This is a genomic window from Mixta intestinalis, from assembly GCF_009914055.1.
Lineage (GTDB): Bacteria > Pseudomonadota > Gammaproteobacteria > Enterobacterales > Enterobacteriaceae > Mixta > Mixta intestinalis.
Genome location: NZ_CP028271.1, coordinates 2,357,685 through 2,373,996, shown reverse-complemented (window position 1 = coordinate 2,373,996; position 16,312 = coordinate 2,357,685). Strand labels below are relative to the sequence as shown.

Below are 16,312 nucleotides of genomic sequence, written 5' to 3'. Positions count from 1 at the left end.
ATGGATTACGAAGGTTTAATGATTAAATATAAGTACCGGGCATCGCCTGTGCTTACTGAAGATGAAATGAATAACCAGTTGCACCAGAATGAAAAAATCGATCTGGGCGATCGAAACATTATGGATGATACGGCCGTAATCCATTTCAGTTCAGGTTATATGGAAATAGTGGATAAATGGTATTCGGTTAAAGGTTTTCTAACAGTATCTGCGCTTGGCTCTCTGGTTCTCTGCATTGCAGGCGATTTTTACATGCCTTATAATATGTTTGTGCATTATTTTCTGCAGCATGATTATGATACTTCATTTTACGTTATAGGTCTTATCGCTCTGACAATAACCCTGCTATTAACCTTTATTTTCTGGCGAATGCTCAGGGTGGAGTGTTTCCGCTGGACACACTATCCCGTCAGATTTGATCGTAAAAACAGGCGGGTACATGTTTTCAGCACCGACGGAGATATCTACAGCGCTCCGTGGGATGAGATTTTCTTCACCACCGGCTGTTATACAAAAACAAGATTTAAACGTAAATATTACGATATCCGCGGCCACGTGCTGGCGGAAGACCGTAAAACGGTGCTGAGAACCTTCACGTTCCCGGTTTCCGCCGCGCGCCGCGAGGAGCTGTATGCCAACTGGGAGTTTGTGCGCCGCTATATGGAGGAGGGGCCGGAGGCCGTGGCGCACGTGCTGAAGCTGATGCCGCCGGTGGAGGGGCGGCGTGAAGGTATTTTATTTGGCTACTGGTACCTGATGCTCAGTGCTGCCTACGGCGCGCCGTTGTTTTTGGTTCCCTTTCTGATGGTGCTGTACCTGACGGTGTGGCCGTTTCGCCTGTTTGCGATGTACAGCTGTAAAATCCCGCGCTGGAGCGCGGAGGTGGAGGTGCAGTGCGTGATTGCCCCGGATGACCCGTGGGATATCAGCGCGGTACACAACCCGCGTCCGCTCTGGCGCTGGATGGTGGGGCTGGATATGGCGCACAGCATGGTGGACAAAAAGCAGGCCATGATAGCAGCAGCAAAGGCGGCTGACAGCACGCAAAAAATAGAAAAGAAAATTAAGAAAGGGATAAATAAATGAAGGGTATTATTCGTATTGGTGATAAAACAACGCATAGTGGTAAGGTGCTCTCGGGTTCCGTCAATATGAAATTTCAGGGTATTGGTGTGGCTCGTTTAAACGATCCTGTAAGCTGCCCTATTCCAGGTCATAAACCGTCATATATAGCGGAAGGTCATCCCACGATGAAAGATAACGGTTTGCCAGTTGCATTTCATGGGCATAAGTGTACCTGCGGTTGTAAATTAATCTCATCCCTTAGCAACGCAAAGACGTTAAATTAATGCCTGTCGATCTCTCGATTATTCCGCCTGTTATTAAACGTAAAAAATCGCCGTCATTAAAACGTTGGTTGTTTTTCCTTTTTATTATGACAGTATGCAGCGGTTTATTAGTCGCATGGTTGTGGCCAACCAATAAAGAAAACCAGACAATGGTTTTTTGGATTTATGCAGTTGGTGTGCCAGTATTATCATGGCTAATTTTTTTTAGCCTGCGCTGGTTAATATATCTCGTATCCATAAGTTTGTCCGATGGCTGGAATCATGAACGTGAAAAAGATATAGCTGATGAAATCCAGCGCGGACAACGCTATTTAGCATTAAAAGGATTTTGTGTACGCCTGCCTCATATTGTTACTTCTGGAGCGTTGACAGAGCAATTTATGTTATCACAAGGGGTAGTATTGCCAGCTGTAGTCAATGAGTTAACCCAGAGTGTTGATCACAAGGCTTACTTCAGTGATAAAGGCCAGCCTGTTACCTGTCGGATAATCAAACAAATTCAGTATCTCCTTATCGACGAAGAAATCCAGAAAGAATTGCTGAAAATAAATAATTCAGCGGTTGTTAAAGTAATTATACAGGTTGACAGTGATAGCATATTAACAGAGGACACCGTTAAGGCCATTGATGAATGTGTTGGTCCGCAGGTACCACCTCATGCTCAAATCATTTTTTCTTCACACTTTGGTTTAACTGATATTGATAACTGGCTGGATAATGAACAAGCTATCGATACGCTACTGATACTTTCAGTTAAAATTCATGCGGAAATAAAAAATGGCGAAGGAGAAGCAGCGGTCGCTTTAATTTTTCATTCATCGCCAGAAAACCTTTATTTGGAAAACTGCATCGCTCATATTCACAGGCCTGAAAAATTCTCGCCTGAAATAACCAGTGATACAACAGGCAATGCGTTATTATGGGGTAAAACGGCTATTGAAGAAATTAACTTGCTGTGGTTGGCTGGCATAAATAGTGAAGAAGCTACGGGAATGTTATTTTCTGGCAGTATTATCGATCCTCAGAGTAATTCACTCAAAGATAATTTTATTAATATTAATAACCATAGTGGCGATATTGGACTTGTTACGCCATGGCTTGCAATCATACTGGCTGCTGGCTTTAACAGCTATCCATCATCGCACTTAGTAGTAAGTAAGTGTAGTCAGGATGCTTCTTTATGGTGTCTGGTCGTTCGCCCGGTAAAAATTTAGTTATATACCGGGTGTTGTGTAGAGCAGCATCTCAAATTACCAAAAGCGTGGCTATATCTGATCACTCTGTTTCGGAGGCGAGAGTGGATAATATTTTAAAGGGATTGAAATCTAAAACATTTCAGTTATGGTTAGTGTTATTTGTTTTTTTATGTCTTGGAATTATTATTTGCCTGGTAATAAAAAACCAACCTATATTGTTAAATATTACTCCAAAATCTGTCTGGCAGGAGCGCTTATTTACTCTATTTATGGTTTTAACCGGAAGTCTGCTTCTTTTTATTATTCTTTTCTTTTTTATGTCCTATTTTTATGGCAGACGCGTTTACCACAAAGCCAAAACGCTGGCTTCCGGGCACAGCGATAATTATGCACGGAATAAAATAGATAAATTATCATCGGCGGTAGCTGGCTTACAGCAGTTAAAAGAGCACCTGCGTCGTCGTTACGGCCTTTTCTGGCGCGGTAAAGTCCGTCTGCTGCTGCTCACCGGCGATGACGCCGCCATCGACCAGCTTATTCCTGGTTTACAGGCCAGTTTGTGGCTGGAAGGTAACCGTACCGTTCTGATTTACGGCGGCAGCCTGGCCGCCGATCCCGACAGTGAAAAATATAAGGCCCTGCGCAAACTGCGCCGCAGCCGCCCGCTGGACGGAATCGTTCGCGTTATCAACGAGAGGCAAAATCTGACGCCGCAGATAAGCGATAACGATTTACGCGGGCTGGAAAAAGCAGGTGAGGCGTTGCGCTATCAGCCGCCGGTTTGGCTGTGGCAGCTGTGCGATAGTGACTGGCCGCAGGCGGGAAGAATAAACCAGGCCGTGGGAATGACGCTGCCGGCGAAGGCTGCGCCGGATGACGTGGCGATGCAGCTTAACAGGCTGTTGCCGCAGCTGCGGGAGCAGGGTATGGCGCAGGTTGCGCAAAACCACGCCTGCGATTTCCTGCTGCGCCTGGCGCAGCGGCTGGAGCAGGGCGAAAGCGAGGGCTGGAAGGCGCGACTTACTCCCTGGCTGTACGGCGCGCAGCAGCACGTTCCGCTGCGTGGATTGATGTTCAGCCTGGCAAATCAACCGGAGCCGTCGCTTGACGCAGAGATTAGCGGCAGCGCAGTGCTTTCGCCGCTGCATCGTCATGCGTTGACGCTTCCCGCCAGCTGGCAGGGGATTGTTACCGACTGCACACGCGTACGTGGACGCCGCGTCGGTATGCGCTGGGAGCAGGCATTGGCCTGGACGTTATTAACCTTTATCGGCGTCTGGATTTCGGGTCTGCTGCTGTCATTTATCGTCAACCGCCAGCAAATAATTTCAATCGCTGATAAAGCTCACACCCTGGCGGAAAGCCGGGTGCTCTCTGATGCCCAGCTGATCGCGTTGCATGAGTTACGTAATGATGCCGGACGGCTACAGCACGCTTTACAAAAAGGCGCACCGTGGTATCAGCGTTTCGGCCTGGATCATAATCAGCAATTACTGAGCGCGATGCTGCCCTGGTATGGCGTGGCGAACAACCGGCTTATCCGCGATGCGGCAAACGAGGCGCTGGCGGCTAAGCTGATAACGCTCACCAATACCGCACCAAACAGCGCGCAACGTGCGGAGCTGGCTAAAGCGGGCTATGACCAGCTAAAAGCCTGGCTGATGATGGCGCATCCCGATAAAGCTGACGGCGCCTTCTATGCGCAAACCATGAAAACGGTGCAGCCGGAACGCGCAGGGTTCTCAACCAGTCTGTGGCAGAGCCTTGCCGCTGATTTATGGCGATTTTATATTGATGAACTGCCGCATCAGCCGCAATGGAAAACGGTTCCAGATGCTGAACTGGTCACCCAGAGCCGTCAGGTATTGCTGCAACAGATTGGACGCCGTAACGCGGAAAGTACGCTGTATCAAAACATGCTTAAGTCGGTACGGCGTAATTTTGCCGATGTGACGCTGGAGGATATGACCAGTGGGACCGATGCGCGCCGCCTGTTTACTACCGATGAGGTGGTGCCGGGCATGTTTACGCGTCAGGCATGGGAAGGTGAGGTTCAGCAGGCTATCGATAAAGCGGCAAACTCTCGCCGCGATGAAATCGACTGGGTGCTGAGCGACAGCCGTAAAACGGTTGCCGCAGATATTTCGCCGGAGGCGCTGAAGGCGCGTCTTACCCAACGCTATTTCACCGATTTTGCCGGAAGCTGGCTTAACTTCCTTAACAGCCTGCGCTGGAACCCGGCGCACAATATCGCCGACGTTACCGATCAGCTAACGCTGATGAGCGACGTGCGCCAGTCGCCGGTGATTGCGTTGATGAATACGCTTTCCTGGCAGGGGCAGACCGGACAACGAAGTCAGGGGCTGTCAGATTCGATTATCAAATCAGCGAAGGATCTGATCGGCAACAGAGAAAAGCCGGCGATCGATCAAAGCGCCGCAGGGCCGCAGGGGCCGCTTGATGAAACATTCGGGCCGCTGTTGTCACTGATGGGCAAAAACAAAGCCAGTAATGTGATGTCGGCAGACAGCTCGTTAAGCCTGCAAACTTACCTGACCCGCATTACCCGCGTGAGACTGCGTCTGCAACAGGTAGCCAGCGCATCGGATCCCCAGGAGATGATGCAGACGCTGGCGCAAACGGTATTTCAGGGTAAGAGCGTTGATCTGACCGATACCCAGCAATACGGCAGCCTGATCTCTGCCAGCCTGGGCGAAGAGTGGAACGGTTTTGGACAGACGATGTTTGTTCAGCCGCTGACCCAAGCCTGGGAAACGGTGCTCCAGCCTTCGGCCGCCAGCCTGAATGTTCGCTGGAGCCGGGCGATAGTGGCGAACTGGCGTACGGCGTTTGAGGGGCGTTATCCCTTTGCCGCCAGTAAAAGTGATGCTTCTCTACCCATGCTGGCGGAGTTTATACGCAAGGATAGTGGCCGTATTGAACGCTTTTTATCCAGCGAGCTTAGTGGCGTGTTACATAAGGAAGGCAGTCAGTGGGTACCGGATAAAACTAACAGCCAGGGGCTGACGTTTAATCCGCAATTCCTGAAAGCCGTCAACCAGCTAAGCCAGCTGTCGGATATTCTGTTTACCGACGGCAGACAGGGCATCAGCTTTGATCTGCAGGCGCTTCCGGCCGCGCAGGTGGTGGAAACGCAGCTGACCATTGATGGACAAAAGCTGCGTTACTTTAATCAGATGGCTGACTGGCAAACGTTCCGTTGGCCGGGTGATACCTGGAAACCGGGTACAATGCTCACCTGGAGCACCACCAGCGCCGGTGCGAGACTGTTTGGCGATTACAGCGGCACCTGGGGATTTATCCGCTGGCTGGAGCAGGGCAAGCGGCAGCAGCTTGACCGCAGCCAGTGGATGATGAATTTTAACACGCCGGACGGGCGAACATTGCAGTGGGTGCTGCGATCGCAGCTGGGCAAAGGGCCACTGGCGCTGCTGGCGCTGCGCGACTTCAGCTTACCGGAGCAGATTTTTAGTGTTGATGCCGCAACCACGGCACGGCTGCTGGCTAAAAATAGCGGAGCAGAAATGGATAGCATGGAAGAATAGCGTTATCGCCAGTGGCAAAGCCGCCGCTGCTTAATGCTGTATAACCGTTATTTATTATATGGAGATTATATGAATAAGCTGAATTCATTACTATGGATTGGTCTGGCCAGCAATATTATCTTTTGGATCTTGCTCTTAATAGATTATATGGGATTACATGGATCTGAAGCGGAGTATATCTCTACTTTTTGGTGGCTTTGTTTTTTATCTATTATTATACAGTTTATTAGTATTCCATTGTTACTTAAAGCACCATTAACAGGGCAAATAGTGGGTGTTTTAGGTTCAGCCCTTATGCTGCCAACAGGAATAGCTTTTATGTTTGGCTGTTTCTACAGTGTCGAAAAATTAAAAAATCAGCAAGTAGCAAAGGTTGCTGCTCAACTGCATAATCAGCAATGTATTCAGAAGACTGCATACAGGAATAAGATACAGCTTAAGATTGATAATGTTAGTGGGTTAAAACAGCCAGCGGAGCCACTTTCAGATGAGGTAATGCAAGATAACGACGTGCAATTGAAATTTAAAACCATACATTTTTTGATAAATGATTTGGTGGTTTTTATATCTGGTGGGATATTTCTTATTTGCATGGTAGGCGGTAATGAAACATTATTCATCCTGTTTTTACTACTTTTTATTAGTGGTTGCTTTCTTAGAAATCGTATCTTTATCGCTCTGGATAAGGGGAGTCTGATTCTCACGCCGGGACTTTATGCAGAAACTTATCGTGTTCCTTTAGATGATGTTTTACTCGTTCATGATAACCAAAAATCTTTCGGGCTGTTGGTTAAAACACCGGGTGAAGAACAATTTTACGAGTTAAAGAAAAATTTAATCCGGGGTAACAATGCCCAGGAAAGACTCGGAGAAATATTGTTAAGGCTGGACCGTATCTCCTAAAGGAAACGGTAAGCCGTTCCTGGTGTTTTCATGACAGAAATCACAGCAATAATGTAATAATAAATCTCCTGCGTAACCAACATAAAACTTTTTTCTGTTGGTTACGCGGGCAGGAATAAATAATAATTTAGGTGCATTAATGGATGATCTAACCCTGCGTTATTATGACGCTGAAATGCGTTATCTGCTTGAAGCGGGCGAAGAGTTCGCCCGTGCGCATCCCGATCGGGCGGCAATGTTAAACCTGGATAAGGCCGACGCGCGCGACCCTTACGTCGAACGTCTGTTTGAGGGCTTCGCCTTTTTAATGGGGCGGCTGCGCGAGAAGCTGGATGACGATCTGCCGGAATTAACTGAGGGGCTGGTCAGCCTGCTATGGCCGCACTATCTGCGTACCGTTCCATCCATGTCGATTGTCGAATTCACGCCGGACTGGCGTGAGATGAAAGAGATGATGCGCATTACAAAAGGCTTTGAGGTACTTTCACGCCCGATTGGTGAAAAGAGTACGCGCTGTCGCTACACCACCACCAAAGAGATTAGGCTACAGCCGCTGACGCTGGAGCGAGCCACGCTGACGACCGATAGCGATGGGCGCTCGGTCATCAGCCTGCGCTTTGCCTGTAGCCAGCTTGCCGACTGGAGCCGCATCGATCTTAGTACGCTTCCGCTCTATTTCAATGCCGATGCGCCGCTCGCCAGCGCCATGCATGAAGCCTTTACCATGAATGTTGCGCGCATGTGGTTACGGCTACCGGGAGATATAGATCGACGTCCGCTGAACGGCCATTTTACCGCGTTAGGTTTTGGCGACGACGATGGCCTGTGGCCGAAAGGAAGCAGCAGTTTCAGCGGTTATCAGCTGCTGATGGAGTATTTCACCTTCCGCGAAAAATTTATGTTTACCGGGCTGCGCGGGCTGGAGACGGTCGATTTCCCTACCGATCTGCAATGGTTTGCGATCGATATTGTGCTGGCCGAGCGCTGGCAGCACGATTTTAGCTTTACGGAAAAGCATCTGCGTCTTAACTGCGTGCCGGTGATCAATCTCTTTCCGCTGGAATCCGATCCGCTGACGCTAAACTCGCTGGAAACCGAATATCTGCTGCGTCCAATGCGCGTACAGGACGGTCATACTGAAATCTATTCGGTGGATTCGGTAATGTCATCCGGCAACCATACCTACGTGCCGTTTTCCAGCTTTCGCCATAAGGGCGGTATGCTGCGTCATGATGCGCCGGAGTATTACTACCATACCCGCGTGCGGCGCGGGCCGTCTGGCCTGCATAACACCTGGCTTATTCTCGGTGGCGAAGCCTTTGATAATCATACAGTACCGACGGATGAAAGCTTATCGCTGACGCTGACCGGAACTAATGGTCAACTGCCGCGGCGGGCATTGCAAAGCACGGTGCTGGATACGGTGATGAAAACCACCTCGGCAAGTATTCGGGTGCGTAACCTCTGCGCGCCAACGCAGCCCTGCTACCCGCCCGATCGCGATCGTTTTCACTGGCGCGTACTGAGCCATCTGGGAACCAACTTCCTCTCAATGATGGATAACGCAGAAGTGCTGCGCGGAACGCTGGCGCTGTATGAGTGGACCAATGGTGAAATGAATCGTCGTCGGCTGGAGGCGATTATTGATGTTCGCCACGGTGAAACCGAGCGTTTTGAGCAGGGTTATCTGCTGCGCGGCGTGCAGATAGAAGTGACGCTCGACAGCGGTGGCTTTGCGGGCAGAGGTGATATCTGCCTGTTCGGCGAAATGCTGAGCCGCTTCTTTGCGCTTTATACCGATATCTATCTGTTTAATCGCCTGATTATTATTCAGCAACCGACCGGGGAGCGTCTGGAATGGGAAGAGAAACACAATCGCCGCATTCCCGGCTAACGCCACGGCTGGAGGCGGAGCTAACGCGGATCAACTTTTATCGTTTCTGTCAGCTTCTGGAAAAACAGCAGCCGGGTAAGCCATTAATGGGCAGTACCAGCCATCCTGCCGACGATCCGGTACGTTTTCGTCCGCATCCGGGAATGGGATTTCCGGCCAGCGAGCTGAAAAGCGTTGAGTATGACGAAGAGAATGCAGCGGCACCGCCAACGGTGCGCACCACGTTTATGGGGCTGTACGGTGTCGATTCTCCGCTGCCGCCAGCCTATCTTGACGATATCGCCCAGGGCAGAGAAGGGCATGAAGTTCAGCAGCACTTTCTCGATATCTTCAGCCACCGCATTCTGACGCAGTTTTATCGCATCTGGCGTAAGTACTCCTGGCCCGCCACCTTCGCGTCGGGCGGCGCGGATAATATCTCACAGTCACTGCTGGGGCTGGTGGGGTTGGGCATTCCGGGTACCGCAAACCATATTGCTACTCCGATTTCGCGCTTTCTGGCGCTGCTTAGCGTGCTGCGCCAGCCGGGAAAAACTGCGGAAGGCGTGCAGGCGCTGGTGCAGCTTCTGGCATCGAATACCTCGGTGCGCGTCAGCCCTTACTGCCTGCGGCCTGTAGCGATCGGGCAGCCGCCTGGTTTTATCGGCGAAGACGATTTCCGGTTAGATGGCAATATGCCGCTGGGTGATGAGGTAATGGATACCAGCAGCCAGTTATTGATCGAACTGTTCACTGATAATGTGGATGAGGCGCAGGGCTGGATGCCGGAAGGCCAGCTTTATCAGGATTTTTTAGTCATGCTGCGCGTCTATCTTGGCTGGCGCTTTAAGGCCAAAATTCGCTTGACCGTAAGCTCTCATCTGTTGCCCGTTCCGCCTCTTGGTGAAGCACCGTTCTGGCTGGGCATGAGCGGCGTACTGGGCGTGGAGGAAAACCACGTTCCTGATGATGTGCCGCCAACCTTTACTACTGAAGTGGGGCATTATTGTGGTTTGCAGCCCGCAACACAGACAAAAGGAAATCGACGTGTTACGTACAAATTTGACTAAAACTGCTTTCTGGCTGCTGCCGCTGGTGGCTGCCAGTCATTCCAGCCCCTGAATTTGACGCTTACCTGGCCCTGACTGACAAAACCAATTGTAAAAATAGCGCTGTTAAAAAAGACGCTCAAGCGCTGACAGAATAATTAGATCATTTTTGGTCTACATTGAAAAAATAACGTTTTGCAACCAGCTCAGCAACTTCCGCAATTATTTTATAATGTAATTCTTTCATGAAAGAAAAAATTAAACAGGAAGTTTTGACAGGCCATAGCTCAGTAATAATAAAAGGAGACGCTAAAATGAGTACACAACATGGCTGTAAATTCTGTATTCGCTATGGCTTGCCGATTTTACCTATACGTCCGGCGGTAATAGCTCAGGATGATTTCCTGCCAGCGTTACCTTCGGAAATTGTTATGCCTGTTTCTGTTCAGGGGGAAACGCGCTATACAGCACGATTATTACGGGAGGGCTTTCTGAACATTTGGGCGGAATCTGATGCCAGTTGGATCAACTATTATGTTACTGGCGATGGTTATTTCTACCCATTATCAGAAAGAGGAGAGGTTCCTCCTGATATTGTCGCAGGCACGAGAAAACCATGCATTACGAATCCTGATGAATTGGCAATGGCATCTTTAATTACGTTGCCGGTAAAACCGATGGGAATGAAAAATGGCATATTTTGGTTCAGCTGGTCTGAATTTCAATGGACTGATGCCACTCGTAAAAGACATGAAGATGCCGCATATCGTAGTCAATACATGCAGAGTTTCGATATGGATGCGTGGCTTAACAACGGACGGGAAGAACAAGCATTGCCGCTAGCCTCTCTGTGTACCACGGTAGCGGAATATAGCAGTAAAGCTGGATCATGTGACCATAAAACCTGGTCTCCTGTACCTTTCAAAGCTATGAGAACGCTGGAAGGACTGCATATAATACAGGCAGCTGACGCGTTATATGCGGGAAAGGGGGCCATCGTAGCTCTTGTGGATCCTGTTGCCATTACTCAAGAACTGAGCTATTTATTCACCAGGCGTCTTACAACCCGTTTTGCTGATGATCCTAAATATTCTCGTGGAATCACTCTAACATCGGCATTATCGGGCCTAAAGCAGGTTATGACTGCACAGTTTCGGCGCGATTTGTTGAGTGACGATGAATTCAGCGTGCATATTTCACAAGCGATTGGATCCCGAATAATCGCTGGTGTACCAATGCCACCCGATAATCCTGAACATGCAGCAAAGGAAGCTGAACGAAACAGAAGAGAAACTTTTGATGAGCGGTTTGAACTACGAGTTAAGCAACGTTGGGCTGAATACGAAAACTATATTGACAGAAATAAAGAACAGGAATTTCTGAAAGAACTTAGTCTGGCAGTAAAAAAATATAATAATAGCGTTATTACGCCAATGACAAAAATGTATCTCTCATGGCTGCAAAGTACATCACTTACTGATTATTTTCTACATAACTTTGATACGAATAATGTTCATAGTGGGATCTGCTATTTACAAAGTGTGACTGACTGTTTGGAAGGGATGCAAGATCAAGCTCCGATATCCCGATGGCTACACAGCCAGATGTCGGCAGAAGCGTTTAGTGGTGAGAATTATATTTTACAGGCATTTGTTTTTAATAATGAAAAAATTTCCAATCTTATACAGGAAGCAGTAAAAAAATCTTCTGACATAAATAACGTCCCCTGGGAAAATCTTATGGATGCGATTAAAGATGCTACGGAAGATTATAGTAAAGTATTTTCTCTTAAAATGGAGCATTACATCAATACTATCAGTAGTGGATTTATCCGCTTGATTCAAAGAATGGCATGGAGCAAGCCCGCATTAGCGTTAGTCGCAATGGTCACAAGTAGTGGCTATGGATTGAAAACCATGGCGTTAACGGCTAAACGCAAGCACTTTCTTGAAGCTGCGCTGGAGCAAATTGCCAGAATGATAGATTTTGATGGTAGCGTGTCGCAGGATAAACTACGCCCTCACCTTGATAAAGCTCTACGCAAAATGGAACTGGACGGTATTCCTCTGGAAGAAACGCAGAAGCGGCATTTTATGGTACTTGTTGATATCAAGGAATCCAGGCGACTGGCTGCATTACCGCAGAAAGATAATTTAAAACAGATTGGAAGTATTCTCCATTCTGCAGAAGATATAACAAACTCTATTTTTCTGCGTTTATATCATCGTAATATGGCGGTGCTAAAGGGGATTAGTGCTAAATATATCGCCGGAATGACAGCTGGAGCCGTGCCCTTCTGGGGATGTATGGCTTCGGTGATTTTTCAGGGTATTGCTCTAAAAAGTGCGGCAGGAGATAAGGATTTACTAAGCTGGGAAAAGGGAACCCGGTTAGGTGCTAACGTAATTGGAGCCTTTGGTTCATCGCTGGAACTTGCGGAGCGAACGCTAAATGATTTGAAAGTACTCCGGCTTAAAAACATTGTACGTTCCAGTATGGGGGCTGATTTCTTGAAAAAGACTATGGTTGTTTTGAAAACTGGGATTAAATATTGCTCCTGGGCTGCTGTAGTAGCGATTGGATGGGATATTTTTAATGGTATAGATTATGCTCTTCAAAGAGAATGGGGACTTATGACCGCCAGCTTTATTTCAGGAATTGGTGGGATTATGTTGTCTGGTGCTCTTTTAGGTTTTGTTTTGGGGCCCCTCGGATTAGCCTGGGCAGTAGTTTTTATTTTTGGATCAGCCATCTATATGGCTTTCAAAGAAGGCGATGATATCCAGAAGTGGTTAAAGTCCTGTCTTTGGCGTAAGGCTAAAGAGGGGCTATATACACTACCGGAAATTTATCCCACGCAGGCAATGGAAATAGCTGCTTTTAACGAAGCAATAACATCAAAGGAAGACTGAATATGTCAGTGTATGGACTTTATCAGCCTTATAAAGTGAACCGCCCGTTAACCCGCTCGGAAAGAAATCATCGGCTACAACAGGGGACCCCCATAAAGGTCAAGTCCTTTAATTGTGGCGAATCAGTTATCAGAATGAATTCTACTTATCTGGAGACAGTAGATAAGTTTTATAAGGACGGGGGGACAAATACGCAGTTTTTTGCTTTGATGTTTTTTATGCTTGCTTCTATTTACTTGTACGCGGTTTTTCATTCGTTTTTTTTATCAGGGAAAGAAATTATCGATATTTTTATCGATGTGGCAGTAATCTCTGTGCCTATGTTTGGATTTTTATTCTGGTTTGGTCATCTTCTTTTAAAAGAATGGTTTAAATGGACGCATTATCCGATTCGTTTTAACCGGAAAAATAAAATGGTTTACGTTTTTCGAACCAATGGCACCGTATTAACTGCTCCCTGGAAAGATATCTGGTTTACTCAGGATAAAGAGCCAGGACCCTTACGTGAGTGGACGATCCGTGGACATATTCTTGATAAGGATGGTGAAACGGTACTGGAAACATTTAGCCTGGGGATTTGTGAAAATAAAGAATCTCTGCCTGGATACTGGGAATTTATCCGCTGCTATATGGAAGAAGACGTAGTGCAGGAACTGGCTGATTTAGTGGTGCTTTGCCCGCCGATAGAAGACCGTAAGGAAGGGTATATTTTCGGCCTGCAAAATCTGCTCTATATGGAATCCCGTCTGGAGTGGATTTATTTTCCTTTTATGCTGCCATTGAATGTGGAAGCGTCAGTCTGTCGTTATATTACCAGCCAGACAGGAAAGATTCCCCGCTGGCCGCAGGAGGTTCTGGCTGCCTGTGAGCCTGCAGCCGACGATCCGGTAAACGTCAGTGCTGCCGATAATCCGAAAAATATGTGGCGACTGGTGTTTGCCAGTGAGCCAATCAGAGTCTGGAGAAAAAGGTATAAGCGCATGGAAGATGCCACCAACAGAATTCACGATGCCCTGAAAAAACGATATGGGTAAATATTGTTGTGGTTTGCAGCCCGCAACACAGACAAAAGGAAATCGACGTGTTACGTACAAATTTGACTAAAACTGCTTTCTGGCTGCTGCCGCTGGTGGCTGCCAGCCTTACCGGGTGTGGACTGACCCAGAGCGTCACTGACGGTACCAAGAATGCAGTAACCTCTGTTTTTTATAAGAAGATAAAGGTTCTGCATCTTGATTTTATGGCGCGTGCCACACTGAATACCGACGCTCGTGAAAATAATTCGCTTTCTGAGCCAGTAGTCATCCGCATCTATCAGCTAAAAGATCGTTCGCTGTTCGATAAGATAGTTTACCAGCAGCTGCTGAAAGAAGATGAAGTGTTATTAAGCGACGTTCTGCTTGCCAGTCGTGAGGTAGTATTAAAGCCGGGCGGCAATGCCACACTGGATATGACGATGGAATCCGACGCTAAATTTGTGGCGGTAGCAGGGTTGTTTCGCCATCCTGACACGCAGAAGAACAGCTGGAAGCAGGTGCTGGAGCGCGAAGAGCTGGATCCAGATAAGCCGCGTGTGTTTGAGGCTGGCGATAACAGTCTCAAATTGCTGCCGTTTAAGGAGGATTAATACATCCTGACTTTGAAACGCTTAACGGCGAGGTAAATACCTTTGATGGCTGAGGGTGCTTTTTATGGCAAGCGGCAAGGCGCGAACGAGAGTTGGCGTTTTGCTGTACAGCGGCAATGGATAGACCTCACCCTCACTTTTATTTATCTGCTAATCCTTAACTTCCTTTTCCATCCTGTCACACCATTCATTCCTTTCATGCTTTTCCCCGGCAGAATCCCTATCACTCTTTTAGCGACGTTTCGCGGTTTCTTTACTGAATTTTCGTACCAGGTGATTCAGTGATTTCTGATACTGTTTTATAATTGATGCGATTGTAACAACTACGTTTGTTTTGAAAAATATTTCATGAAGTATGTTTCTTTGTGTATAGCGTTCGAAAAGATAGCGTGATTTTATCAGTGGATGCAGTGTCTTATTTTTCTGTCAGGTGTGTTTTTAACGCTACAAACAATAAAATCTCCGTAGTACAATTACATTTGCTTACAGATGACATTCTGTTTTTTTGATTCTGTCTCGCCTGGCCTCTGGGTTACTGACGGGGTTTGAATACCATTTATGGCTCTGGCCAACATAAATACAGTGCGATAATTAGGATGATTAGAATAACAAGAACCGTTATACCCGCCGCCGTTTTACAAAACTATATAACTGGCTACCCAGCTTTTATTGCACTTGTTAAAAAACAGCTTAATCCGGCCTGTAGCGCGTTATTTGCCAGCCCCGTGGTGGCGGCTGATGGTGCAATAGAATGGTACAGCGAGCTAAAGGGTGAACCGAAGCCGCTGGAACAATTAACTGAGGCCGATAAGGCCAGGGTAGAAGTGCTGCTTATACAGCGGCTGGCGGTTGTCGAACAGCTTTATCAGCGTCTTTCTGCCGCCAATGAGGAATCTGCCGATCTTTTGGCGATGCTGGCGCTGGCATATAAGCGTCCAAATGACGCAAAAGTGTGGGTGATTGAAGGGCAGCCCGTTATTGTTGATCTGCTTAACAGCGATATTATCCCGGCGACGCCAGTTGTGGCGTCGGTAAAAAAACGTGCCTGGTGGCCATGGTTAATGCTGCTGGTACTGCTGTTTGCCTTAATGATATTGCTGTTACGTCGCTGCCAGCCGTCAGGCGAGATTATCAGCCCGGATACGGCGGCAGTGAGCGCCGGGCCAGCGCCTGAAGCTGCATCGGTAAAAATGCTGTGCCCGGAGCGGCGGACAAAAGAGCAGGCACCTGAAATGATTATGGTGTTTGATGGTTCAGTCTCCATGGCTCTCAGTATGGATGTGACGCCGGATGAGCTACAGCTCTGGATGGAGAATAAATCCTCTCTTGATATAGAACGCGAGCCGCGCCGCATTACGCTGGCACGGCGCTCGGCTAAACAGATCGTTGATGCATTACCAGCAGATATGAACGTGAATCTTATCGCTGCGGCTGACTGTAAACGGGTAACTACCTCTAAGACGTTTTCCTTTCAGCAACGTTCGGAACTGAAGAAAACGATCGATGGCATTGAACCAACAGGAAAGACACCGCTGGCTGAAGCATTAATGAAAGCAGGGAAATTGGTCGATGGCGTCAAGCGCGATGCGATTATTTTGCTGATAACGGACGGCGAAGAAACCTGCGGCGGCGATCCCTGTGAAGTAGCCCGGCAGTTAAAAATGCAAAAACCCCGTTTGCAGGTTAACGTCGTTGATATTCTGAATACCGGCGCGGGAAATTGCATTGCCAGCAATACCGGCGGACAGGTTTTCGCTATCAATAGCGCACATGAATTTAATCAAATAATGAATGAAGCGGTAAGGGAATATATTCCACAAGGATGCGAATAAGGCGA

At 47.8% G+C, this 16,312-nt stretch carries 12 protein-coding genes; all 12 read left to right on the top strand.

Translation table 11 applies throughout. From position 1 onward, the window contains the following. Complete coding sequence (locus C7M51_RS11030) at positions 1–1,086, top strand: DUF6708 domain-containing protein (RefSeq protein ID WP_160621837.1); 1,086 nt, start codon at positions 1–3, stop codon at positions 1,084–1,086. Continuing rightward, positions 1,083–1,349, top strand: coding sequence for a PAAR domain-containing protein (locus C7M51_RS11025; protein ID WP_160621836.1), 267 nt, complete (start codon positions 1,083–1,085; stop codon positions 1,347–1,349). Before C7M51_RS11030 ends, C7M51_RS11025 begins: the two co-directional genes overlap by 4 nt. Beyond that, the gene (locus C7M51_RS11020; RefSeq protein WP_160621835.1) at positions 1,349–2,563 is read left to right on the top strand and encodes a hypothetical protein; all 1,215 of its coding nucleotides are present in this window, start codon (positions 1,349–1,351) and stop codon (positions 2,561–2,563) included. The genes C7M51_RS11025 and C7M51_RS11020 overlap by 1 nt, the downstream gene beginning before the upstream one ends. Before the next feature lie 299 nt (positions 2,564–2,862). Then, positions 2,863–6,111, top strand: coding sequence for an ImcF-related family protein (locus C7M51_RS11015; protein WP_425280971.1), 3,249 nt, complete (start codon positions 2,863–2,865; stop codon positions 6,109–6,111). Positions 6,112–6,180: 69 nt separating this feature from the next. Further along, positions 6,181–7,014: a hypothetical protein gene (locus C7M51_RS11010; RefSeq protein WP_160621833.1), complete on the top strand. Its 834-nt coding sequence runs from the start codon at positions 6,181–6,183 to the stop codon at positions 7,012–7,014. Positions 7,015–7,153: 139 nt separating this feature from the next. After that, on the top strand, positions 7,154–8,908 hold the full coding sequence (gene tssF, locus C7M51_RS11005) for a type VI secretion system baseplate subunit TssF (RefSeq protein WP_160621832.1): 1,755 nt from the start codon (positions 7,154–7,156) through the stop codon (positions 8,906–8,908). After that, positions 8,872–9,957, top strand: a complete 1,086-nt coding sequence (gene tssG / locus C7M51_RS11000; RefSeq protein WP_160621831.1) for a type VI secretion system baseplate subunit TssG — start codon at positions 8,872–8,874, stop codon at positions 9,955–9,957. Before tssF ends, tssG begins: the two co-directional genes overlap by 37 nt. A gap of 293 nt (positions 9,958–10,250) precedes the next feature. After that, entirely contained in the window at positions 10,251–12,848 is a 2,598-nt protein-coding gene (locus C7M51_RS10995; protein ID WP_160621830.1) for a T6SS effector BTH_I2691 family protein, read from the top strand. 2 nt (positions 12,849–12,850) lie between these two features. After that, positions 12,851–13,882 (top strand): DUF6708 domain-containing protein, encoded by a 1,032-nt coding sequence (locus tag C7M51_RS10990; protein ID WP_160621829.1) that lies wholly within the window; start codon positions 12,851–12,853, stop codon positions 13,880–13,882. Between the two features lie 47 nt (positions 13,883–13,929). Continuing rightward, positions 13,930–14,475 carry a type VI secretion system lipoprotein TssJ gene (gene tssJ / locus C7M51_RS10985; protein ID WP_160621828.1) on the top strand — a complete coding sequence of 182 codons (546 nt, stop codon included), beginning with the start codon at positions 13,930–13,932 and terminating at the stop codon, positions 14,473–14,475. A gap of 45 nt (positions 14,476–14,520) precedes the next feature. Next, positions 14,521–14,760, top strand: coding sequence for a hypothetical protein (locus C7M51_RS10980; RefSeq protein WP_160621827.1), 240 nt, complete (start codon positions 14,521–14,523; stop codon positions 14,758–14,760). Between the two features lie 311 nt (positions 14,761–15,071). Continuing rightward, positions 15,072–16,307 carry a VWA domain-containing protein gene (locus C7M51_RS10975; protein ID WP_160621826.1) on the top strand — a complete coding sequence of 412 codons (1,236 nt, stop codon included), beginning with the start codon at positions 15,072–15,074 and terminating at the stop codon, positions 16,305–16,307. Positions 16,308–16,312: the final 5 nt, after the last annotated feature.